General features: G+C 43.8%; 19 protein-coding genes and 1 tRNA gene. 8 read left to right on the forward strand and 12 right to left on the reverse strand.

What is annotated here, in order from left to right:
- Positions 1–40 precede the first annotated feature (40 nt).
- From HMPREF1254_RS03895 to HMPREF1254_RS03910, 4 genes are all read left to right on the forward strand, one after another.
- The gene (locus HMPREF1254_RS03895; RefSeq protein ID WP_036880266.1) at positions 41–526 is read left to right on the forward strand and encodes a Fur family transcriptional regulator; all 486 of its coding nucleotides are present in this window, start codon (positions 41–43) and stop codon (positions 524–526) included.
- Position 527: 1 nt separating this feature from the next.
- Positions 528–1,802, forward strand: a complete 1,275-nt coding sequence (locus HMPREF1254_RS03900) for an adenylosuccinate synthase (protein WP_023057362.1) — start codon at positions 528–530, stop codon at positions 1,800–1,802.
- 18 nt (positions 1,803–1,820) lie between these two features.
- Positions 1,821–3,194 (forward strand): histidine--tRNA ligase, encoded by a 1,374-nt coding sequence (gene hisS / locus HMPREF1254_RS03905; protein ID WP_023057375.1) that lies wholly within the window; start codon positions 1,821–1,823, stop codon positions 3,192–3,194.
- A 112-nt stretch (positions 3,195–3,306) separates the two neighbouring features.
- Complete coding sequence (locus HMPREF1254_RS03910) at positions 3,307–3,747, forward strand: Fur family transcriptional regulator (protein ID WP_036871381.1); 441 nt, start codon at positions 3,307–3,309, stop codon at positions 3,745–3,747.
- Positions 3,748–3,958: 211 nt separating this feature from the next.
- Here HMPREF1254_RS03910 and HMPREF1254_RS03915 read toward each other — a convergent pair whose 3' ends face one another.
- Positions 3,959–5,707, reverse strand: coding sequence for a phospho-sugar mutase (locus HMPREF1254_RS03915; RefSeq protein WP_023057359.1), 1,749 nt, complete (start codon positions 5,705–5,707; stop codon positions 3,959–3,961).
- 153 nt (positions 5,708–5,860) lie between these two features.
- On the opposite strand from HMPREF1254_RS03915, the gene HMPREF1254_RS03920 reads away from it, so the two are divergent.
- The gene (locus tag HMPREF1254_RS03920; protein ID WP_023057355.1) at positions 5,861–6,178 is read left to right on the forward strand and encodes a DUF4491 family protein; all 318 of its coding nucleotides are present in this window, start codon (positions 5,861–5,863) and stop codon (positions 6,176–6,178) included.
- A 78-nt stretch (positions 6,179–6,256) separates the two neighbouring features.
- Positions 6,257–6,727: a 23S rRNA (pseudouridine(1915)-N(3))-methyltransferase RlmH gene (gene rlmH / locus HMPREF1254_RS03925; RefSeq protein ID WP_023057360.1), complete on the forward strand. Its 471-nt coding sequence runs from the start codon at positions 6,257–6,259 to the stop codon at positions 6,725–6,727.
- 103 nt (positions 6,728–6,830) lie between these two features.
- Here rlmH and HMPREF1254_RS03930 read toward each other — a convergent pair.
- The 5 genes from HMPREF1254_RS03930 to sppA form a co-directional block, all read right to left on the reverse strand.
- Positions 6,831–6,903: transfer RNA gene (locus HMPREF1254_RS03930), tRNA-Phe, on the reverse strand.
- 170 nt (positions 6,904–7,073) lie between these two features.
- Positions 7,074–8,180 carry a thiamine-phosphate kinase gene (thiL, locus tag HMPREF1254_RS03935; protein ID WP_023057344.1) on the reverse strand — a complete coding sequence of 369 codons (1,107 nt, stop codon included), beginning with the start codon at positions 8,178–8,180 and terminating at the stop codon, positions 7,074–7,076.
- A gap of 135 nt (positions 8,181–8,315) precedes the next feature.
- Positions 8,316–9,125, reverse strand: coding sequence for a purine-nucleoside phosphorylase (locus HMPREF1254_RS03940; protein ID WP_081699032.1), 810 nt, complete (start codon positions 9,123–9,125; stop codon positions 8,316–8,318).
- The gene (lpxK, locus tag HMPREF1254_RS03945; protein WP_036880274.1) at positions 9,007–10,185 is read right to left on the reverse strand and encodes a tetraacyldisaccharide 4'-kinase; all 1,179 of its coding nucleotides are present in this window, start codon (positions 10,183–10,185) and stop codon (positions 9,007–9,009) included. The genes HMPREF1254_RS03940 and lpxK overlap by 119 nt, the downstream gene beginning before the upstream one ends.
- 92 nt (positions 10,186–10,277) lie before the next feature.
- Complete coding sequence (sppA, locus tag HMPREF1254_RS03950; RefSeq protein WP_023057366.1) at positions 10,278–12,047, reverse strand: signal peptide peptidase SppA; 1,770 nt, start codon at positions 12,045–12,047, stop codon at positions 10,278–10,280.
- Between the two features lie 101 nt (positions 12,048–12,148).
- Between sppA and HMPREF1254_RS03955 the strand changes: the two genes are divergently transcribed.
- Positions 12,149–12,916, forward strand: coding sequence for an SDR family NAD(P)-dependent oxidoreductase (locus tag HMPREF1254_RS03955; RefSeq protein ID WP_023057357.1), 768 nt, complete (start codon positions 12,149–12,151; stop codon positions 12,914–12,916).
- 325 nt (positions 12,917–13,241) lie between these two features.
- Here HMPREF1254_RS03955 and HMPREF1254_RS03960 read toward each other — a convergent pair whose 3' ends face one another.
- The 4 genes from HMPREF1254_RS03960 to HMPREF1254_RS03975 all read right to left on the reverse strand — a co-directional run bounded on the left by HMPREF1254_RS03960 (position 13,242) and on the right by HMPREF1254_RS03975 (position 19,138).
- Positions 13,242–15,836, reverse strand: a complete 2,595-nt coding sequence (locus HMPREF1254_RS03960) for a transglutaminase domain-containing protein (RefSeq protein ID WP_036890965.1) — start codon at positions 15,834–15,836, stop codon at positions 13,242–13,244.
- A gap of 12 nt (positions 15,837–15,848) precedes the next feature.
- Positions 15,849–16,610, reverse strand: a complete 762-nt coding sequence (locus HMPREF1254_RS03965) for a copper homeostasis protein CutC (protein WP_036880280.1) — start codon at positions 16,608–16,610, stop codon at positions 15,849–15,851.
- Between the two features lie 61 nt (positions 16,611–16,671).
- Complete coding sequence (rpiB, locus tag HMPREF1254_RS03970; protein WP_023057353.1) at positions 16,672–17,112, reverse strand: ribose 5-phosphate isomerase B; 441 nt, start codon at positions 17,110–17,112, stop codon at positions 16,672–16,674.
- A 7-nt stretch (positions 17,113–17,119) separates the two neighbouring features.
- Positions 17,120–19,138, reverse strand: coding sequence for a transketolase family protein (locus HMPREF1254_RS03975; RefSeq protein ID WP_036880295.1), 2,019 nt, complete (start codon positions 19,136–19,138; stop codon positions 17,120–17,122).
- A gap of 191 nt (positions 19,139–19,329) precedes the next feature.
- Here HMPREF1254_RS03975 and HMPREF1254_RS03980 point away from each other — a divergent pair, with 191 nt between their 5' ends.
- Complete coding sequence (locus HMPREF1254_RS03980) at positions 19,330–20,397, forward strand: mannose-1-phosphate guanylyltransferase (protein ID WP_023057361.1); 1,068 nt, start codon at positions 19,330–19,332, stop codon at positions 20,395–20,397.
- Between the two features lie 80 nt (positions 20,398–20,477).
- Here the strand turns inward: HMPREF1254_RS03980 and HMPREF1254_RS03985 are convergent, their stop codons facing one another.
- Both HMPREF1254_RS03985 and HMPREF1254_RS03990 read right to left on the reverse strand, forming a co-directional pair.
- Complete coding sequence (locus tag HMPREF1254_RS03985) at positions 20,478–20,969, reverse strand: glycosyltransferase family protein (protein ID WP_023057343.1); 492 nt, start codon at positions 20,967–20,969, stop codon at positions 20,478–20,480.
- Positions 20,970–21,085: 116 nt separating this feature from the next.
- Positions 21,086–22,321 carry an IS4 family transposase gene (locus tag HMPREF1254_RS03990; protein ID WP_023057342.1) on the reverse strand — a complete coding sequence of 412 codons (1,236 nt, stop codon included), beginning with the start codon at positions 22,319–22,321 and terminating at the stop codon, positions 21,086–21,088.
- Positions 22,322–22,439: the final 118 nt, after the last annotated feature.

Below are 22,439 nucleotides of genomic sequence, written 5' to 3' on the forward strand. Positions count from 1 at the left end.
AAGGAAATATTGTAACTTTGTGGAGTTATAATTTCGGGAAATGAAAAAAGATATTAGAAATGCTGTCAAACAGCTTCTAAATGATTATCTTGAAACAAACAATCTTCGAAGAACGCCAGAGAGGTATGCCATTCTTGACGCTATATACAGCATCAGGGGACATTTCTCTTTGGAGGAGTTGGATGAATATCTCGTCGAACATAACTTTAGGGTTAGTAGGGCAACCATTTATAACAACTTAAGATTGTTTAGAAAGCTGCGATTCGTGATTTGCCATCGCCTACAAGATGGCACGGTGTATGAGTCATGTTATGACAATAAAGATCATTGCCATCAGATTTGCACGATTTGTGGAAAAGTGTCGGAGGTTAACTCCCCAGCAATTGTCGAGGCTGTGAATGAAACCAAGTTGAGAAGATTCAAGAAAGATGGATTCACACTGTATATCTATGGGGTATGTAGTACATGTCTAGCACTGATGACACGAAAGAAAACGAATAAAGAAAGAACTAAAAATATAAGATAAAATGAACAAAGGTAAAGTTGATGTCCTGCTTGGTTTGCAGTGGGGTGACGAAGGAAAAGGCAAAGTAGTCGACGTGCTCACGCCAGAATATGATGTTGTTGCCAGGTTCCAAGGGGGGCCAAATGCAGGCCATACACTGGAGTTCGAGGGCCAAAAATATGTCCTTCGCAGCATTCCTTCTGGAATCTTTCAAGGGGGAAAGATCAATATCATCGGTAATGGCGTGGTGCTTGCACCAGATCTATTCATGGACGAAGCTAAAGAACTGGAGAAGAGTGGCCACGAATTGAAAAGCCGTATTCATATCTCCAAGAAGGCTCATCTCATCATGCCTACGCATAGAGTGCTGGATAGGGCCTACGAAGCTGCACGAGGAAAGGGCAAGGTTGGAACAACGGGTAAAGGTATAGGTCCGACATACACTGACAAAACGTCGAGAAATGGTTTGCGGGTAGGAGATATCCTTGACAACTTTCAGGAAATATACGAGGCTCACAAGGCGCGTCATTTGGACATGTTGAAGGCCCTTCACTTTACAGATTTCGATTTGGAAGAAACGGAAAAGCATTGGATGGAAGGTGTAGAGTACCTCAAACTATTCAATATTGTTGACAGTGAGCATGAGGTAAATCATCTTCTTCGTGAGCAGAAAAGCATCTTGTGTGAAGGTGCACAGGGTACAATGCTGGATATAGATTTCGGCAGTTACCCGTTTGTAACGTCTTCCAACACCATTTGTGCCGGCGCATGTATAGGACTAGGTTTCGGTCCAAACAAGATTGGAAACGTCTATGGCATCATGAAGGCTTATTGTACACGCGTAGGATCAGGCCCTTTTCCAACCGAACTTTTCGACGAGGATGGCAAGAAACTTCGTGACATTGGCCATGAATATGGCGCTGTTACAGGTAGAGAGCGTCGTTGTGGCTGGGTAGATTTGATACAATTACGTTATTCAATCATGGTCAACGGTGTGACCCACCTTATTTTGATGAAGAGTGATGTGCTGGATCAATTTAAGGTGATTAAAGCATGTGTTGGTTATGAACTGAAGGATGGCACGCAGACGAAGGAACTTCCTTATGACCTTGAAGGAGTGAAGCCTATTTATCAAGAGCTACAAGGCTGGCACACTGACTTGACAAAAATGAGCAATGAGGAAGAATTTCCACAGCAATTCAAAGATTACATCAAGTTCTTAGAGGAGTTTTTGGAAACACCAATCAAGATTGTTTCAATCGGACCAGATCGTAATCAAACGATTGTAAGAAACTAATGATAAAAGAGAAATTAAATGGCTAACAAACCAACTATCGTTAAAGGGACAAGAGACTTCTCGCCCATGGAGATGTCTAAGCGCAATTACATATTCAACACTATTAAAGATGTTTATTCGCTTTATGGTTATCAACAAATAGAAACCCCAGCTCTGGAAACTCTTCAAACCCTGATGGGTAAGTACGGTGAGGAAGGAGACAAGCTGCTTTTCAAGGTTCTTAATTCGGGTGACTTCCTGCGGAAGGTTGACGACAATGAGCTCATAGAAAGAAATACGTTGAAACTTGCATCGCAACTTTGTGAGAAAGGACTACGGTACGACTTGACGGTACCATTCGCTCGCTATGTTGTCATGCATCATGATGAACTTCAATTTCCTTTTAAGCGTTACCAAATTCAACCTGTTTGGCGTGCCGACCGTCCTCAAAAGGGCCGATATCGTGAGTTTTATCAATGTGATGCCGACGTGGTGGGATCAGACTCTTTGCTCAATGAGGTGGAATTGATGCAAATCGTGGATGAGGTGTTCCAAAGGTTTGGTGTGCGAGTAACCATCAAAATCAATAACAGAAAAATACTCACGGGTATTGCTGAGATGATTGGCGCTGCGAATAAAATAGTAGACATCACAGTTGCCATCGACAAATTGGACAAGATAGGTTTGGAAAATGTCAACCAAGAGTTGGCAAACGCCGGTATCTCTCCAGAAGCCATCGAGAAGTTGCAACCCATCATATCCCTTCAAGGAACAAATGATGAAAAGCTCAACGTCATCAAAAACGTGCTGAAAGACAGTCAGGTCGGACTGAAGGGTGTGGAAGAAGTTACCTATATCTTGGATGTGTTGAAACCGATGCAGCTTCATAACGAGATAGAACTTGATTTGACTTTGGCGCGAGGCCTTAATTATTACACCGGTGCCATTTTTGAAGTAAAGGCTAAGGATGTTTCTATCGGCAGCATTACTGGCGGTGGTCGTTACGACAACTTGACGGGTATTTTTGGCATGCCTGGGCTGAGTGGGGTAGGAATCTCGTTTGGTGCCGATCGTATACATGACGTGTTGAATGATTTGGACTTGTATCCAAAAGCGACAACCAATTCTACTCAGATTCTTTTCATCAATTTTGGCGAAAAAGAGACGACTTACTGTTTGCCTTTGGTTAATGAGGCTCGCAACCATGGGATTAGCGCAGAAATGTATCCTGACGCGGTTAAGATGAAGAAGCAGATGAGTTATGCCAACGCAAAGCAAATCGCATTCGTGGCAATTGCTGGTGAGAACGAGATGAAGGAAAATAAGATAACGCTCAAAAACATGGAAACAGGAGAACAAATGTTAGTTCCTATTTCTGACTTTATGGATGTCTTTTCTGAACAAAGAAAGTAAGATTTATAACAGAAGAATGGTGAAGTCTGCAAGATTTCACCATTCTTTTTTGTTCTTATGCTTGTAATTGTATTGATTTTTGTATCTTTGTACTTTCAAAAATAGTACGAATATGACATCAGAAAACAAAGCATATAATAAGTTAATCGAAGCTGGTGTGCACCCTTCAGCACAGCGGCTGGCCATCATGGAGTTCCTGATGGAGAACCATACCCATCCAACAGTAGAGGATGTTTATAAAGGTTTGTGTCCCAAAATTCCAACCTTAAGCAGGACTACCGTTTATAATACGCTGCGTTTATTTTCAGAGCATCAAGCTGCTCAAATGATAACCATTGATGAGCATCGTGTGTGTTACGATGGTTGTGTAGAACCCCATGTGCATTTTTATTGTAAGAAATGCAAAAGGGTGATAGATATGCCAGAAGAAGAAGCGCCAAAACTTGTTCAGAACAGAAACATTCACGGAAATATTGTCGATGAGATTCAGTTATATTACAAAGGCATCTGCACTGAATGTGCGCAAAAGGAGATAACAGAACATTCTAATTAATAGAAAAACAATACAATCTTAATTCGTAACTATCTGAATGATAGTTAAATATAAACCCATAGAGATTGGATGCTAATCTCTATGGGTTTCCTGTCTAAACTCATTGACTTTGACAGTCAAACTCTTTGACTTTGGTTATCGTACTCAATGCCATAGAATATGAAGCAACAAATTGAGCCTCCGGTGATGGAAGCTCAATTCGTTTCTTGGTTTACTCAAGATGCAAACTTTTCTTGATGGCATTGATTTTTTCATTGGCCTCGGCATCGCAACGTTCGTAGCATCCGGCACATTTCATCGTGCCTTTTACCTCCAGGTAGAACTTGATTTTAGGCTCTGTACCCGATGGACGAACGCTCACCTTAGTGCCATCATCGCAGAACCATTGTAGCACATTGCTGGTGTCGGGCATGTCAAGTTTGGCGACGTTTCCATTGATGTCACGCTGTTCAAGCGTCTGGTAGTCTTTCCAAACAACCACTTTTGAACCTCCAAGCTCTGTCGGCGGATTCTTTCTAAAGTCCTCCATCATGGCCTTGATTTCGTCTGCACCAGTCTTTCCAGGACGCACGACATTGATGGTAAACTCCTTGGAGAAACCGTATTCCAGATAGATGTCCAGAAGAAGATCGTAAAGCGTCTTGCCTTGATCTTTGGCATACGCACAAATTTCAGCCAAAAGGCACATGGCGCTCACTGCATCCTTGTCGCGAACAAAGTCGGCAGCCATGAAACCATAGCTCTCTTCGCCGCCGCCGATGTATTTCTTGCCGGGATCAGCAACGCGTATTTCACGAGCAATCCACTTGAAACCAGTATAGCAATCAATCATCTCAATGTTGTTCTTTTCGGCAACTTTCCGAATCACCTCTGTGGTCACGATGGTCTTGACGATGTAGTCTGTTGGCTTCAACAGTCCCATGTTCTTGCGGTTGGTGATGATGTAATAGAGGAAAATCAAGCATGTTTGGTTTCCGTTTATCAAGATCCACTCGCCCTTGTCGTTCTTGCATGCCATGCCAACGCGGTCGGCATCAGGGTCACTGGCCATCACGATGTCGGCGTCTAATTGTTTGGCATCGCGCAAAGCCAATGTCAATGCTTCTCCATTTTCAGGGTTTGGAGAAACAACGGTAGGGAAGTTGCCATCCTTTACCATCTGTTCCTTAACGCAATGCACGTTGTCGAAGCCCCAATATTTGAGTGATCGCGGAATCATCTTCATACCAGTGCCGTGCAAAGGTGTATAAACTATTTTCAAATCGTGCTGACGTTTAATCACTTCAGGATCAATGCTGACGGTCTTGACTGCATCGAGATAAGCCTGATCGATGTCCTCTCCGATGATTTGAAGCAGCTGTTTGTTACCTTCAAACTTAATATCTTCTACCTTTACCTTGTTCACCTCATTGATGATTCCCATATCGTGTGGGGCCAATACTTGTGCGCCGTCTTCCCAATAAGCCTTGTATCCATTGTACTCTTTTGGGTTGTGGCTGGCTGTAATGTTCACACCAGCTTGGCAACCAAGATGTCTGATGGCAAAGGAACACTCGGGTGTAGGTCGCATGTCGTCGAACAAATATACCTTGATGCCATTGGCCGTGAAGATGTCAGCAACACTTTCAGCGAATTTACGACTGTTATTGCGGCAATCATGGCACACGACGACGGATATGTCGGTACGATCCTGGAAGTTTTTCTTCAGGTAGTTGGCAAATCCTTGGGTAGCCATGCCCACCGTATAGATGTTCATACGGTTGCTGCCGGCACCCATGATACCGCGAAGTCCACCTGTTCCAAACTCTAAATCTTTGTAGAAAGAATCGATCAAGTCTGTCTTGTCTTCAGCTTCAATCTTTGCTTTCACTTCATTCTGGGTCTCCTCATCAAATGCGGGAGTCAACCATTGTTTTGCCATCTGTTCACACTGGGCAATCAGTTCTGCATTGTTTGCCATATCTTTATGCTGTTTAAGTTATACGTATTGTTTGACAAAGATAGTAATTTTAAATGAGAATTTTCTGACATTAAGCGTTTTTTTGTACATTTGCAAAGAGCTTATAAAATAGCGATTGATTAGCAACTTCAAGTTTTAAACTTATCAATAACCATGTATTACAAAGGACTAATAATAGCGGTGTCAACATTTCTTATTATCGGACTTTTTCATCCGGTGGTGATTAAGGTAGAGTATAAATGGGGTGTTCGGCCTTGGTGGATATTCCTGGTTATGGGCATTCTATCCGTCATAGCGTCACTTTTTGTAGAAGATGTCATGTTTTCATCGCTTCTTGGCGTATTGGGGGCTTCATGTTTGTGGACTATAGGAGAATTGTTCTCTCAAAAAAAACGGGTTGAAAAAGGATGGTTTCCAATGAATCCGAAGCGTAAAGATCAATATGACATCATCAACCCGGATGACAAATAATGTTTTGATGGGAGTAGAAACAAGCGAATTCTGCATGAATGTTAATGGAACGAATGTGGTAAGATAACCTTTTATCAGATGAAAACAGAACTAATAGTGGTAGGTAAAACTGATAATCCACATTTTATTGCAGGTATAGAGGATTTTATACGGAGAACTTGTCATTATGTACCATTTGGCATGACCGTTATTCCTGAGCTGAAAAACAATAAGAAAAGGGGTGCGGATCAACAGCGAGTGCAGGAGGGGCAGTTGATTCTTAAGAAGATAGAGCCTGCTGATACTGTTGTCTTATTGGATGAGCGTGGCAGAGAGTTTAGGAGCGTTGAATTGGCTGCATGGCTGGAAAAGAAGCAACAGTCGGTTAGAAAGCTTGTTTTTGTGATCGGTGGCCCATACGGTTTCTCTCCGGAAGTGTATGCGCGAGCAAATGAGAAGATTTCTTTGTCTAAATTGACATTCTCGCACCAGATGGTTCGACTAATCTTTGTTGAGCAGTTGTACCGAGCTTGTACCATCCTGAAGGGTGAGCCTTATCATCACGAATAGCTGCTAAAATCGTGTTATTGATGAGCGTACGAATGAACAACTAGTTGCAAATAAAAAGTCCTGAACATGTGTTCAGGACTTTTTATTTGCAACCTTTCTTCTGTGGTACCACCAGGAATCGAACCGGGGACACAAGGATTTTCAGTCCTTTGCTCTACCAACTGAGCTATGGCACCATTGCTTTTGCGGTTGCAAAGGTAAGAAATATTATCTAATCATCGAAACTTTTCTTGAAAAAATGTTACTGATTAATGTTTGTTAACAAACAGAACACACTATGAAAGTGCAGATATACGTCTGTCATCAGAGAAGTTTCCTCTGGTAAGTAGATACGCAAATAGTTTATTTACAGTGGGTTCCATCCCTGAGCCCGCAGTGTGAATTCCTGATTGTCGCGTGTGATTAGTTGCGCACCCAATGATTCTTTGGTGATATGTCCAATCACTCTCACACCTTCTATCTGCTGTATCTTTTCATGATCGGTGATGGGAACGGTGAAAAGCAGTTCATAGTCTTCGCCGCCATTCAATGCGCAAGTCGTGACATTCATGTTCAACTCTTCTGCCATAACGGCTGTTTGGTAGTCAATTGGCAGGTTCTTCTCATAAATTCTACATCCGCATTTGCTTTGTTTGCATATATGTAGCAGTTCGCTGCTCAATCCGTCGGAGATGTCAATCATGGCAGTAGGGTGGATGTTGGCTGTCTGGAGCTTTTCTATGATGTCACCCCTTGCTTCTGTCTGCAATTGTCTTTGCAGCAGATACTCTTTGCCTGCAAAGTCTGGTTGGAAGTTACCAAGCCCGCTAAGTTTCTTCTTCAGGTGTTCGACGCGTTGAATGTCTTGTTCCTTTTGCGCTGCCTTAAGTTTTTTGTTGAGTTCATCTATCTGCTGATAATATACGTCTTTCTCACGTTCTAACAGCATCAGTCCCATGTAGGCGGCGCCCAAATCACCGCTGACACAAATCAAGTCAGTGTCTTTTGCACCGCTGCGATAGACGATGTCTTCCTTTTTTGCTTCTCCTATACAGGTAATACTGATGGCCATACCCGTGCGTGAGGACGTCGTGTCACCTCCCACAATGTCCACATGCCATTTGTCGCATGCCATTTGCAGGCCGCTGTAAAAAGCCTCCATGTCTTCCACCTTGAACCTTTTGTCGATGGCTAAGCTCACCAACAACTGTTTTGGTGATCCGTTCATGGCAAATATATCGCTGATATTCACCATGGCTGACTTGTAGCCAAGATGTTGCATGTCGATGTAGGTGAGGTCAAAATGAACGCCTTCCATCAGCATGTCGGTGGTCATTAATACCTCTTTGTCAGGATAGTGCATCACGGCGCAATCGTCACCAACGCCAAGTTTTGTTGATTTGTTCTGTATTTGGATGTCTTTTGTGAGGTGATCAATGAGTTTGAATTCACCCAGTTTTGAAATGTCTGTCATTCGCTTGAGTGGTAATTTGCTGTAAAGTATATTGATTACAACGTGAGTTGACAGGAGTTCCCAATGATAGTTTTAGTAACATGAGAGCTTGGATATGCCTTGTCAACTCACTCATCAGCTTACGGTGAGCATGCCTTAACTTCTCTTAATGATTTCGCTCATGATTTCAGTCATCAGCGGTTGAGCTTTGTTCGCAGCAGCCTGAACCTCTTCATGAGAAACTTCGACGGGTTGTCCCTCAATGCCTAAATCTGTTATGATGCTCATTCCAAACACCTTGATGCCACAGTGACGAGCCACGATAACTTCGGGTACGGTGCTCATTCCAACAGCGTCACCCCCTACGCGATGATACATTCTGTATTCTGCTGGTGTTTCAAAAGTAGGTCCCTGTACCCCAACGTAGACACCATGAACCACTCTGATACCTTTTTCTTTGGCAATTTTGTCAGCCAGTGTTCTTAGTTGTCCGTCATAGGCCTCATGCATGTCAGGGAATCTTGGACCTGTTGGGAAGTTCTTTCCATGGAGTGGATGCTCAGGGAAGAAGTTAATATGATCGTCAATGATCATCAAATCTCCAATTTTAAAGTCGGGATTCATTCCTCCCGATGCATTGGAAACGAACAAAGTCTCAATGCCCAGCTCGTACATAATGCGCTCTGGGAAGGTTACTTCTTTCATGTCATAACCTTCATAATAGTGGAATCGGCCCTGCATAGCCATGATGTCCTTGCCGCCCAGCTTGCCAAAAATAAGTTTGCCAGAATGACCTTCCACCGTGGACAGGGGGAAGTTTGGAATGTCAGTATAGGCGAATTCGTAACTATCTGTTATCTCTGAAGCTAATTGTCCTAACCCGGTTCCCAGGATGATTGCTGTCTTTGGGCTTGTTGTCATCCTTTCTTTCAACCAGGATGCTGTTTCTTGAATTTTTTCGTACATAGCTAATGATTTTATGATTGAATGCTTCTTCATCGTTTTGAAGAAAACTTATCTGTATCGGTAATGAATAAATGGCATTCTTGACTTGGTCAGAGAGGCCGTCTACAGCAACCAATCGCGTAGCATCTTTTTCGGTTGTGATGACAATTTTCGGTGACTTGATTGCCTCAAATTGTGCATTTAGTTTCTCAATGTCTTTTCTGGTGAACAGATGGTGGTCAGGAAATTTCAATGAATGTATATGCTGACAGTGGTGTTTCAGGTCTTCATACATTTGCTTAGGCGAAGCGATGCCCGTCACCAAGAGCACGTTTGTCTTCTTAATGGTATGGAGAGTGCGAGTTGGTCCGCCAAAGATAGGTTGCAAACTACCATATTTGATTGTCGTAAAGAACAGCGATTGAAAAGGGTAGAGGTCCAGGTTTTTGGTCAAAACCCGAAACTCCATCGGCTTTAAGTCTTTAGGACATTTGGTCACGATGACCACATCTGCTCGATTTTTCCCACTCAATGGCTCGCGTAGACGACCGGCTGGCAACAGTTGGTCGTTCATGATGAATCGGTGATAGTCTACCAGCAAGATGTTGATGCCTGGCTTCACATAGCGATGTTGGAAGGCATCGTCGAGGATGATCACATCGACATCTTTCGTTTCTGCATCAGATGTCAAGTTTTCAATGCCCCTCCTTCTGTTCGCATCCACAGCGACAAAGATGTTGGGGAATTTGGATTTCATCTGGAACGGCTCATCCCCAATTTCCTGCATGGTTGAATCTTCGCACGCCAACACATAGCCTTTGCTTTTTCGTTTATATCCCCTGGACAGCACACCCACTTTCATTCTGTCACCAAGGAGGCGTAACAAGTATTCAACATGAGGCGTTTTTCCCGTTCCACCCACACTCATGTTTCCAACGGAGATGATGGGAATATCGTATGTCTGCTCTTTCAGGATGCCCATTTCAAACATTTGATTGCGCAACCTCACACCAATTCCATACAGCCAACTTAGTGGCAGCAGCCATTCGTTAATCTTTATATAATCTCCTTCTGTCCTCATTCATTAAATAGAGTCTTACTCGTACAGCGCGTCATCATGTTTAATGGCCGCTGTGTCGATGCGAGTTAAGACCGTGGTTTTGATGTTCTTGATTATCTGATGTTCAGATAAAAAGGTATACGAGCTTGAATCATATTTTGCTGATTCATTGTCTTGAGCAACATGAAAGGCTCGTAATATTCGCCTAATGTGGCTTGTAATTGCTCGTCAAGATAGTTACCGCCGCTCATGGCACCCGTCAATTGATCCATCCAACTTGCCTTTGCAGGATAGTCTTGCGTGTAATACTCTTCGAGTTTAGCCAGCTTTGCAGCTTTTTCAACCGCTTTATCCAAACCACCTAATTCGTCTACCAATTTTATTTTCAAGGCATCTCTCCCTACGAAGACGTGCCCTTGAGCGATAGCCTCAACTTGATTGACTGACAATTTGCGTCCGTCAGCCACGCGTTGGCGGAAGAGAGCGTATCCCCGATCGATGTATCTTGCGAGGTAACCGATTTCTTCTGCGTTCAGTGGTCGTGCTGACGAGCCAAACGTAGAATTCTTGTTGGTTTTCACTTCATCAAACTTGATTCCTAATTTCTGTGTAAGTAACTGACTCATGTCTGGTATCATGGCAAAAATACCGATGCTGCCCGTAAGCGTGGTGGGCTGCGCTACAATCCAATTGGCATTGCAACCCATGTAATATCCGCCTGATGCAGCCATATCACCCATAGAAACCACCACGGGTTTCTTCTTCTTCAGTTGCTCAACCTGATTCCACATCTGCTCTGAAGCGTATGCACTTCCGCCGCCTGAGTTGATTCTAAGAACAACTGCTTTCACGTCATCATCTTCCGCCAAAGCCTCCAAATCCTTGCAAACTTCCGAACCTACAATCATGTGTTCTGCTCCAAACATGCTGCCAGTCACCGGATTGTCGACGATAGAACCGTATGCATAATATACCGCAACCTCCTCTCCTTCGCTCTCTTCTTTGACACTACGCATGTCTGTGATGCCCACTTGGTTGACTGGATCATCCTTGTCGAGTCCGAATATCTTCTTCACTTCGTCCTTCACTTGGTTGGTATAAAGCAAGCCATCCACCAGTTTAGCATCCACATAGTCCTTTGGGTTGCTGAAAGTTATCAAGCTGTCAGCATATTGGTTCAACTTATCCACGTTGATTTTTCTGCTGTCACTCACTGCCTTGAGCACATCTGACCAAATACCGTCGATGTAAGCCTGCGTTTGCTCACGACTGGGATCGCTCATTTTGTCAGCGATGTACATTTCAGTGGCACTCTTGTATTTTCCAACCTTGACGACTTGATACTGTATACCGACTTTTTTCAGCAAATCTTTTACAAACATCGGTTCAGCGCCAATGCCGTGCCAATCAATCATGCCTTGTGGATTCAGGAAAACCTTGTCAGCCACAGAGGCCAGATAGTAGTTGCCCTGGGTGTAGTTGTCACCGTAAGCAATGATTTTTTTGCCGCTTTTTTTGAAGTCTAAGAGTGCATTTCTTATCTCTTGTCTACTGGCATAATTAGCCAAAAATATACCCGACTGTATATAGATTCCTTTGATTCTGTCATTATTTTTTGCTTTTTTGATGGCAGAAAGAATGTCGTCAAGCCCTACGGAACCAAGTTCGTTTCCAGTGAGCATTCCCCAAACATTATCACTACCTTGTTCAGTCAAACTACCTGAAAGATTTAAAACAAGAACGGAGTTTTTGCTAACATTTTGAGTAGCTTGCGCAGATGATATCAAGCCTACTATACTCATCGTGCCAAAAATCACTACAATGAGTCCAAAAACGATCAGTCCTACGACTGTTGCTCCAACATATTTGAAAAAATCTTTCATAGAGATAATGTTTTGATTACTGAATGCAAATATACTTAATTTTATCTATAATGTCATGAAATACTTCGTTTTTTTGACAAATCTGTCATATATTTGTCATCATGAACAAAGTAATTATCATGGGAGCCTCATCAGGAATGGGGAAAGAACTGGCGCAACTCTTTTATGATGCCGGTTGGACTGTCGGGATAGCGGCCCGACGTATCGACTGTTTGAACAAGTGGAGAGAAGAAAACCTTCGTCGTAATTTCTCCGCAAACAATGGCTCGCAAGCTCGCGCCTCAACCATCTATACTGCCCAAATTGATGTATGTAGCGATGGCGCTCCCACCCAGTTGCTCGATTTAATTGAGCGCATGGGTGGGATAGACTTGTATTTGCATGTGTCAGGTGTTGGCAAAATCAATCAAGAGCTTGAAGAAGATATAGAGCTGAACACGGTAAATACCAATGGCATGGGGTTCGTCAGGATGGTGGGAGCCGCCTATAGATATATGGCAGCGCATGGGGGAGGGCACATTGCCGTGGTGTCATCCATTGCCGGAACCAAGGGATTAGGGCCAGCACCGGCATACAGTGCAACCAAATCCATGCAAAACATTTACATTCAGTCACTTGAGCAATTGTCCAATTCGCGTAAACTCAACATCAAGTTTACGGACCTTAGGCCAGGTTTTGTAGACACCCCTTTGCTCAACGGAGGCTCGTATCCCATGATGATGAATCAAAAAACGGTTGCCACCAAGATGTTTCATGCCATATTGCGTCATGAGCATGTACGCGTCATCGATTGGCGATGGTCTGTTTTGGTTGCATTGTGGAAGCTGGTACCCAATTGGATTTGGAGGAGAATACCGCTAAAAAGATGATGCTATAGGATGTGTCCGAGGTGTGTCCGAAACAATCTGTTGGTCGCTAAGGATGTCCTCAGAAAATATGCATGATATACTTGTCGTTTCAATCTCATTAAGTTGACCGCGCAATGTCAATGAGTTTGGCCTCCAATATCAATGAGTTTGCCTTCCAATATCAATGAGTTTGGCCTTCAATATCAATGACTTTAAAATGGTATAGGCAATAGATTGAATATCATGTATTTAAAACATGTGTTCCATCTGGTTTTGATCTTCGGTGAAGCGGCAATGCTACCTCTTAATTGAAGCGTGCTTATCACATCTTTTATAAATGCAGTGATTACAATTTGTTCAGCGTGTTATACAGTTGTTCTCCAAGTCCGATGGTATATCCTTGAGATAAAAATACCACGCGGTTAAATGTATCGGCAATGATGAAGATGGGCAGTTGTCGACTGTCTTGCAGCTTCATTTGTGCCACGATTTGCTTCTTGATAACACCATCTTTGTCTACACCATAAATTGTCTTGTTGGGTAGCTCTCCGAAGTCACTGGACTTGAACTTCTTGGCTTCCGCTTCTGACTCGAACAAAAGTACAAAAGGTCTATCCAAACGGTCAAATTCGTCTTTCAGCTTGGCAATGTCGCGCAGGGTGTGGTTGGTGGGTTCTTGTCCCACACCGATAAGGCCCAACACAAAATATCCTCTCCCTGTTTGCGACAGGATGCTAACCTCTTGGGCATCTTTCACAAACTTCGACTCGCTGTCAAAGTTGCCAATCACGCTGATCTCAGTTTTGGAAGTACGAAGTGTCAAGTCGAGCGTTGTCGTTTGTCCTTCCACGATGTTGAATATCTGATGGCTCTCTTTCACATTTCCACTTGCCATACGAGTGCCGGTAACCAGAAAATAGGTTCCTGCATCCAGGCTCGTTCCATCCTTGAAGGTATTCTTCCAGCTTGTTCCGCCGCCCATGTCAACCTGACCTTCATCAAAGTTTAGCAAAACAGGAATGCCATTTTCTATTTTACTGATGCTGAAATGGTTATAATACTTAGGGTCATCCAGATGTTTGGATGGCGAATAGTTTAAAACCAGCTTTCCTTTTGGAGCTGTTTTCTGCTTTTCTGTTTCAAAATTAACATCCATCCATTGGCCTTTTTGGCGATATTGAACTTTAGAAGTAACCACGTCCTTTCGTGCTTCGATACCAATACTGCGGGCCAAGTCAACAAAGAAAATATCTCTTGAGCGAGCATCTGTAAACCTTGACTTCCACACGCCGATGGGCGTTTGTGCAATTCTTAAGGCCTCGTTATCTGGGTTGATGCGTATGTTTTTTTGAATCCATTCAACAAGCAATGCCGGATTTTGCTGAAACATGTTGGTTGTTGCAGGGTCAAAGGCGTTTTGTAATTGCTGTTTGAAAGGCAGGATAATCATTTCGTTCTCAACTCTTGGACTCAATTGGTTGCTCTTCGCCAAAAGATGATCTTCGAGAATATCCATGGAGATATCACGCAAATCTTTGTCGCTCAATGTCTTCAAGAGCGAAAGCACTCTGTTTTCTTTCTCTGGGTACTTGTCGTAAAAGTTCTTGATGACCCGCCAGTTGCCTCTCGCTTTCACTAATAATTGTGACAATTCACTATCATCAGCAGCCTGATAGAACGTTGATTCGTAAGCTTTTCTGATGCTGTCTTCTTGCGCAAATCTAAGTTTATTCTTTGCATTCATTTCCTCTGTCACTTGTGGTATTCGTGCTTTCTCTGGCGGTGGCACAATGTCAAGAGAGTCTAACGGGTGGATTTTTCTCGCCAGGTCGGTCTTCTGCGAACGGTTGAGGCGAATAGTCACCTGTTGATCTTTGCCAAACGAGGCCTTGGAAAACCCGTAATATCCATCTTTTGAGGCCCAAACCAGCAGGTCGCCTTTACCAGCTGTGAGGAATGTCTTGCCCTGTTTATCCGTAAATTTTCTTACCGCGGTATAAAATTCAGCATAGTTGTATATCTTGAAATCTACCTGTGCGTGATTCACGGGTTGACCATTTTGGTCCACAACGGTAAAGTCTACCCGTGCAGTCTCGGCATAATGGTCAATCAAATTGATTTCCGTAAAATTGGAAGTGCGCAAAACAATTTCTTCAGGACCATCATAATGCCCGAAAACCCGTGTGTGCATGAGCATGGCTCTCGATGCCGGCGCGTTGAACCAGCCAAGGTTCAACACCGGTTCAGGTTCGCAGGCACCCAGGAAATACCACTTGCCGTCTGCCCAAGCCTCGACCCATGCATGATTGTCGTCGGTGTGGGCCCAGCGTGGAGTGTATACTTGTCGGGCGGGAATGCCCACTGCTCTGAGCGCAGCAACGGTAAAAGTACTCTCTTCACCGCAGCGCCCCTGTGCGTTCTTCATACAGGCTAACGGAGACAACGTACGGGCATCGGATGGGGTATAGGTGACATGTTCGTGGCACCAATGGTTCACTTCCAGGATTGCTTCTTGCATGCTCATACCTTGAATACGGTCTTTCAGCATGTCATAAAAAACCTTTCTGGCATCGTCAAGGTTTTCGTTGTTGACACGTAGCGGCACAACAAAATGGCGAAACAACAGCTGTGGAACCTTTGTTCCCCATGGCATAGCTCGTTGTGTGGTGAAGGTTCTTCGAATATTCTCTAAGTAGAAACGAGTAGGGTAGTCAGTGACGTCGGCTAGAGGCATGTAAGCATACAGAAAATGCAAGGCATCCAGTTCGTCATCTGTCAACCTTAACCCCTTGATGTCGAAGAATTTGGGTCCTATTTGTTTCATTCTTTGATTGAAAGTTTGAAGGACCTCTTGGCGTTGTTGATTGTCTTTGAAAATTAAAGATGCTTGGCTAAGTTGGAAACACAATAGCATCAATAGGATTAGGCTTGCTTTTTTCATAGGTTGAATGGATTATCTTGTTGAATGAAGAAGTGCTTGTATCGTGTTTCTCACACGCCTTTCTGTTGTTACCTCGGTGGTCATTTCATCCTGACCCGCTAATCCCATGTAGACGGATGGGTTATGGTATTCCATCTGGCTGTAAACACTTTCTCTGGCAGAAAAATGGAATTCTTTGACAAGGGTACACTGGGCGATGTGAACGATATTTGTTTCGTTGATGCCGCAACCAGCAAGGATGTTGATTCTTCCTTGTGCTCTGTGTTGCAATTGCTTTAACATTTCGATACCCTCTTCCGCAGTAGGCTGTTGTCCGGATGTAAGTATGCGGTCGAACCCAAGGTCTATCAGCTGTTCAAGAGCTTCAAAAGGATGCTTACAGCGGTCAAAGGCCCGGTGGAAAGTAGTGGACATGCCTTTGGCATGCGACAAAAGAAGCTGGTTGGTCGTGATGTCAATTCCACCATCTTTGGTCAGGCAACCGAATACGACGCCATCTACACCCAGTTGCTTACAGATGTCAATGTCTGCCAACATACATTTGATATCAAGCGGTGAGTATAGGAAATCGCCTCCACGTGGTCTGATGATTACATGCAGGCGCGTTTTGTCAAGGTATTCTCTGGCCATCTTGATGTCACCATAAGAAGGCGTTGTGCCACCTTCTGGAATGCCGGCGCACAGTTCAACACGGTTTGCACCACCAGCCTGAGCAGCCAAGCAACTCTCAACACTGTTTGCGCATATCTCGAATTGATAATTGTTATCGCTCATGAGGATGTAAATAGAAATAAAAAACATCAAGAGAACCAAGGAGGCTCTCCTGATGTTCACGTTATTGAATAGGTATCTTTGCTATTCTGCGAGCATGTCGTCCACCTTCGAAATCGGTAGAAAAGAACTCGTCAAGAATCTTTCTTGTCGTCTCCTTGTCAACAAATCTTCCCGGAAGAACCAACACATTGGCGTCGTTATGGAGGCGAATCAAGTGAGCAATCTCGGGTGACCAAGCCAATCCGGCACGTATTCCTTGATGCTTATTGAGCGTCATGCTCATTCCTTCTCCCGATCCACACACACCGATACCAGGATAGACGTCACCCCGCTCAATGGCATTTGCTAAGGCATGGGCGTGATCGGGGTAATCACAAGAGGATGTGCTGTTGGTGCCATAGTCTTTGTACGCAATACCTTTTTCTTCAAGGTATTGCTTGATAAACTCTTTTATTTCATAGCCAGCATGATCACATGCGAGGCCAACTGTCTTAATTTCCATGACAAAATTATTCCGATAGATATTCTTTTACCTGTTTGTATACATTCTCAGCCGTGAAGCCTAACTTCTCGTCCAACACCTTATAAGGTGCTGAATAGCCGAAACTCTCAAGTCCAAAGACTTTTCCATTGCCTCCAACCAGGCCTTGCAAGGTGACCGGTAATCCTGCTGTGAGGCCGAAAATCTTTGCATCTTTCGGAAGAATGGACTCTTGATATTCTTTGCTTTGACGACGGAACAACCCTTCAGACGGCACACTGACAATGCGCGTTTTGACATTGTCGTTTCTCAACAATTTTGCACCGGCAACCAAAGTTGACACTTCTGAACCGCTGGCCAACAAGATAACGTCATATTGTTCGTCGCTGCCAGCAACGATGTATGCGCCTTTACGTGCTTCTTGGTAGTTGTTTCCTTCTGGTAAACTCTCAATGGTCTGACGTGAAAGGATAAGTGCCGTCGGTGTATCCATGTTTTCCATGGCCATTTGCCAACACACAGTTGTCTCTTCAACGTCTGCAGGACGGAACACTCTGACAGAATCTTTTCCATGATGGTTCTTCAGCTTCTCCATCAATCTGATTTGTGCTTCCTGCTCCACAGGCTCATGAGTAGGCCCATCCTCACCAACACGGAATGCATCGTGCGACCAAATGAACTTGATGGGAACTTCCATTAATGCTGCCAAACGAATGGCCGGCTTCTGATAATCGGAGAAGACGAAGAAGGTTCCACAGGCAGGAATGATGCCACCATGCAGGTACATGCCAATGCACATACAGGTCATGGTAAGCTCACTGACGCCAGCTTGGAAGAAAGCACCGCTGAAATCACCTTTAACCATACTCTGAGTTTTTTTCAAGAAGCCATCTGTTTTGTCCGAATTGGATAGGTCGGCTGACGAACAAACCATGTTAGGAACCTGTTCGGCCAGTACACTCAGGCATACTGATGAAGCAGCGCGGGTGGCTTGTCCTGGTTTCTGTTCAACCTTGCTCCAATCAATTTGTGGAGCATTAGCAGAGAACCAGTTTCGCATTTGTGCCGACAACTCTGGATTTTTCTCAGCCCATGCCTTTTCTTCTGCATGACGTTGGGCAACCATTTCTCGCAGTTCGTCCTGGCGTTTGTCGTACAATGCTTGGACTTCTTGGAAGATTTCGAAAGGATTATCGAGGTTTCCACCCAGATTCAGCACTGTTTTGGTATAGGCATCACCGCCAAGTGGGGCACCATGTGTTTTCACATTACGCTCGTAGCTGCTGCCATCTGCTTTCAAAGCCCCCTTACCCATGGTTGTCTTGCCTATGATGAGCGTGGGGCGGTGCTGTTCCGTCAAGGCTGCGTCCAATGCCTGACGAATCTCAGTAACATCATTACCGTTGATGGTCAACACGTTCCATCCCCATGATTGATATTTCATTGCTGTATCTTCTTGCGTTACAGCATCACAATCAGTTGAGAGCTGAATGTCGTTAGAATCGTAGAACATGATGAGATTGTTCAGCCCCAACGCACCTGACAACCTGCCTGTTCCTTGGGAAATCTCTTCTTGGATGCCACCATCCGATATATATGCATATATCTTATGTTGCATCATGGTTTTTCCAAGCTTAGCTTCCAGAAACTTTTCTGCCACAGCTGCGCCGGCAGCGAAGGTATGTCCTTGACCTAAAGGCCCAGATGTGTTTTCTATTCCACATGTGATGTCACGTTCGGGATGGCCCGTTGTAGGTGAATCCCACTGTCTGAAATTCTTCAATTCATCAATCGTATATTTACCTTGCAGGGCAAGTGTGGCGTATAGCATGGGCGACATGTGACCTGGGTCAAGATAAAAACGGTCTCTTCCAGCCCAAGTTGCATCGTCTGGATCGTACACCAAGTATTCTGAAAATAGCACGTTAATAAAATCAGCACCGCCCATAGCACCTCCTGGGTGGCCAGAGTTTGCCTTTTCTACCATGGAGACAGCAAGAATTCTGATGTTGTCTGCCGCACGGTTCATCGTTTTTAAGTCATTCATCATGTTATGGTTATAATATTAGTTTTTTCGATGTAAGTATAATTTAAGGTATACAGATAAGGTGTATACAAATGCAAAGATAGCATATTGATTTGAGAATAGCGATTGAATGTCAACGTTTTTACATCATTTTTTGTCGTTTGTGATTTATTATCACTATATTTGCATGAGAAAACAATATTTGGTTATATATGGAAAAGACGCACAACCATTTGGTTATTATGGCAGGTGGAGTAGGGAGCCGCTTTTGGCCCATGAGCACAGGCGATAAACCTAAGCAGTTTATTGATGTGTTAGGAGTTGGCAAATCCCTTTTGCAACTCACTTTGGATAGATTCAGTGGGCTATGTTCTCCCGATCACGTTTGGATTTTGACCAATAAGAAATACTTTCGGCTTGTGCGTCAACAACTTCCTTATGTCCCTGTTGAAAACATTCTTCAGGAGCCCATGCGCCGTAACACGGCACCCTGTATAGCATACGTTAGCTGGCGTATCAAGTCCTGTGACCCACAAGCTAACATCGTTGTGACGCCCAGTGACCACGTTGTTACTAATGGAGTTGAATTCCAAAGGGTCATCAAATCTTGTCTAACTTTCGCCAACGAAACAGATGCAATCATCACGTTAGGAATGAAACCCAACAGACCAGAAACTGGATACGGATACATTCAAGCTGATTTAACCTCCAGTTCGTTGCGCAACAAAGAACTTTTCAGGGTAGACAGATTTAGGGAAAAACCGGATTTACAGACAGCACAAGAATATATCGAGCAGAGCAATTTCTTTTGGAATGCCGGCATCTTTATTTGGAACGTCAAAACAATTGTCAATGCCTTCAGGGTATATGTGCCAGCAATGGCAAAGATTTTTGAGAGCATGATGGATATTTATGGTACCAAAGAAGAGCAAGACGTCATCGACGAACGATATGGTGCGTGTGAAAACATCTCTGTAGACTATGCGATTTTAGAGAAATCTGAAGAAATCTTTGTGTGTCCAGCAGAGTTTGGATGGAGTGACTTGGGTACCTGGAGTTCGCTACTTCAGCAAACCAAGCGCGATTTGTATGGCAATGGCATCATCGGAGAAAATATTTCGTTGTATGACACTCATAATTGCATCGTACATGCTACACAGGCCAAACAAGTTGTCATCCAAGGACTTGATGATTGTATTGTAGCCGAAAAAGATGGTGTCTTATTGATTTGTAAGCTGGCAGAAGAGCAACGCATCAAACAATTTTCTGGCGAAAACTGAATGAATTGAGGAGTTATGCAGTTGCATGTCATGATTCCTCCATTCACTTTGATGAACACCTATTATATATAGGGGTGGATTTATAAATAATTTTTGAAGGTAAAATTGTGCAAAAGGCTCTTCACTAACGATTTTCTTCCAAAGCTCGTTAGACCGTAGCCTTTGTTGGTTGCAGTGTTGTTGTATTGTTCCACGGCTGCCTCCAACTGCGCAACAATCATCATTTTGGCGCAATTTTCCCAGGTACGAAATTCCGTATTTTCCGTATATAGCTGACTAAATGCAATCAGCTCGTCCATGTTGAAGCTATCAGACTTGATTCCAGCCCCTTCCAACATGGCCTCATGCGCATTGCACTCTTGTTCGACATGGACAGGTACCATCATCGCAGGCTTACCCATATACATGGCTTCGCATACCGATTCAAAGCCACCAGTTGTCGCATAAGCTTTACAGTTGGCCAGATAATATAGAAATTTCTGATCGTCAATGCGATGAAAACAAGTTCTTCTAAACGACAGGCCTAACTTACGTGTGGCGCCCAAGCATGTTACTCGCGTGAATGCCAACATGAGGCGTTGACTAACTTTTATTGCTGTCCGGTAAAACTCAAAAGAGCATAAATATCCTCCCCGAAGCCCAGTAAAATTGGACTTCGGGGTTTATTTTTTCAAAAGTAAGCCCCCTCTTAATCGAAAAGACTTGGTTCTGGCGGCGCTTTTTGCATCTCCTTTGCAAGGAAATCATTCCAAGTTTTTTCGGGATTTTCCATGAATGCGATAAAATCAACGTAGTACATAAGCATAAGTCGTACCATGGTAACAACTTGCGAGAATGCACAGTGTCTCTTGATGCTTCTTGACAGGACTGTTATCAGCAGATTCGCAATCAAGACTACCCATGTCTGTATTTGTATGGCATTGACGCTGTCCCCATAGAAGAAATGAAGCGGGAAGTTCTGTTTAAGCTGTTTGTACAACGACTCGATAGCCCATCTTAGGCGGTAGATTTCAGCAATGTCCTCAACAGTAAAGTCAAAGTTGTTGGTCAATAGTACAACAGGCCTCTTTGTCTCGTAAAATATCTCCACCCTTCGTGCCTCGTGGGTGAGCTCTCCTCTTGTAAAAAGCACTTTCTGATCAATATGCGTTACGAGGCCCTCTGCATTGATATACGTAACGGATTTAAGTACCTCATACTTAAGGTTTTTCTTCATTTTGGTCACGTAGCAAACGCCCTCTTCTGTAAGACGTTGGAATTGCGCGATATCGACATAACCACGGTCCATTGCTAAAGTGGAGTCTTTGGGCAGATGCACCTCTTTGAGCAGGTAATGGTCGTGTTTTGCAGCTGAAGTGAGTTGCACCACCATTGGCACGCCGACATGATACTTCATAACCGTATGCACTTTCATGCCGCCTTTCTTCTTGCCTGATTTCGGATGCCACCCAACCCCTTTGAGTATGTTGTCGAAGAGCGTTATTGTGGTGGAATCCATCATGTAAAGCAGCTTCTCCCAGTCTTTAGGCTCGTGCGTCTGCCCCTTATAACTCTTGGAAGGGCGGCTGTCCGCTAAAAATTTGGCATACTTCTCCAAAAGATATGCATAAACACTTGCAAAGAACTCCTGAGGGCGGCGTATATTGGCCACAGCAAGCGTGCTGCGACGAACCAAATAGCTCATTCCGAGGTGTCCGAGCTTGTGAGCCTCAGCCTTCATACCTATCTCAAGTTCGCGCAGAGAATCAAAGTGTTTGAGGATGCCGAACAACATTACGACAAGATGTTGGTAACCGTCAAAACGCTTCACATAAGCCTCGCTTCCTTTCGTTTCACGGCTTATTTGAAGAATTTTCTCCTTGTCGAGTAATTTTAATACTTGACTATAGACCGGCTGTCCGGTAAAATGACTATCTTTGCTCATGGTTATGTTTTATTTTAGTAAAAACAAAGATAACCAAAAGGGCTGACACCTCGTGAGAAGTGTCAGCCCTAAATTATTTTGTTTAATAAAGTTTTACCGGACAGCAATAACTAACTTT

The organism is Prevotella sp. BV3P1 (assembly GCF_000479005.1).
Taxonomy (GTDB): domain Bacteria; phylum Bacteroidota; class Bacteroidia; order Bacteroidales; family Bacteroidaceae; genus Prevotella.

Coding starts and splice junctions, on each gene's coding strand:
- HMPREF1254_RS03895 (WP_036880266.1), top strand. CDS start 41: ATGAAAAAAGATATTAGAAATGCTGTCAAACAGCTTCTAAATGATTAT.
- HMPREF1254_RS03900 (WP_023057362.1), top strand. CDS start 528: ATGAACAAAGGTAAAGTTGATGTCCTGCTTGGTTTGCAGTGGGGTGAC.
- hisS (WP_023057375.1), top strand. CDS start 1,821: ATGGCTAACAAACCAACTATCGTTAAAGGGACAAGAGACTTCTCGCCC.
- HMPREF1254_RS03910 (WP_036871381.1), top strand. CDS start 3,307: ATGACATCAGAAAACAAAGCATATAATAAGTTAATCGAAGCTGGTGTG.
- HMPREF1254_RS03915 (WP_023057359.1), bottom strand. CDS start 5,707: ATGGCAAACAATGCAGAACTGATTGCCCAGTGTGAACAGATGGCAAAA.
- HMPREF1254_RS03920 (WP_023057355.1), top strand. CDS start 5,861: ATGTATTACAAAGGACTAATAATAGCGGTGTCAACATTTCTTATTATC.
- rlmH (WP_023057360.1), top strand. CDS start 6,257: ATGAAAACAGAACTAATAGTGGTAGGTAAAACTGATAATCCACATTTT.
- thiL (WP_023057344.1), bottom strand. CDS start 8,180: ATGACAGACATTTCAAAACTGGGTGAATTCAAACTCATTGATCACCTC.
- HMPREF1254_RS03940 (WP_081699032.1), bottom strand. CDS start 9,125: ATGTACGAAAAAATTCAAGAAACAGCATCCTGGTTGAAAGAAAGGATG.
- lpxK (WP_036880274.1), bottom strand. CDS start 10,185: ATGAGGACAGAAGGAGATTATATAAAGATTAACGAATGGCTGCTGCCA.
- sppA (WP_023057366.1), bottom strand. CDS start 12,047: ATGAAAGATTTTTTCAAATATGTTGGAGCAACAGTCGTAGGACTGATC.
- HMPREF1254_RS03955 (WP_023057357.1), top strand. CDS start 12,149: ATGAACAAAGTAATTATCATGGGAGCCTCATCAGGAATGGGGAAAGAA.
- HMPREF1254_RS03960 (WP_036890965.1), bottom strand. CDS start 15,836: ATGAAAAAAGCAAGCCTAATCCTATTGATGCTATTGTGTTTCCAACTT.
- HMPREF1254_RS03965 (WP_036880280.1), bottom strand. CDS start 16,610: ATGAGCGATAACAATTATCAATTCGAGATATGCGCAAACAGTGTTGAG.
- rpiB (WP_023057353.1), bottom strand. CDS start 17,112: ATGGAAATTAAGACAGTTGGCCTCGCATGTGATCATGCTGGCTATGAA.
- HMPREF1254_RS03975 (WP_036880295.1), bottom strand. CDS start 19,138: ATGAATGACTTAAAAACGATGAACCGTGCGGCAGACAACATCAGAATT.
- HMPREF1254_RS03980 (WP_023057361.1), top strand. CDS start 19,330: ATGGAAAAGACGCACAACCATTTGGTTATTATGGCAGGTGGAGTAGGG.
- HMPREF1254_RS03985 (WP_023057343.1), bottom strand. CDS start 20,969: ATGTTGGCATTCACGCGAGTAACATGCTTGGGCGCCACACGTAAGTTA.
- HMPREF1254_RS03990 (WP_023057342.1), bottom strand. CDS start 22,321: ATGAGCAAAGATAGTCATTTTACCGGACAGCCGGTCTATAGTCAAGTA.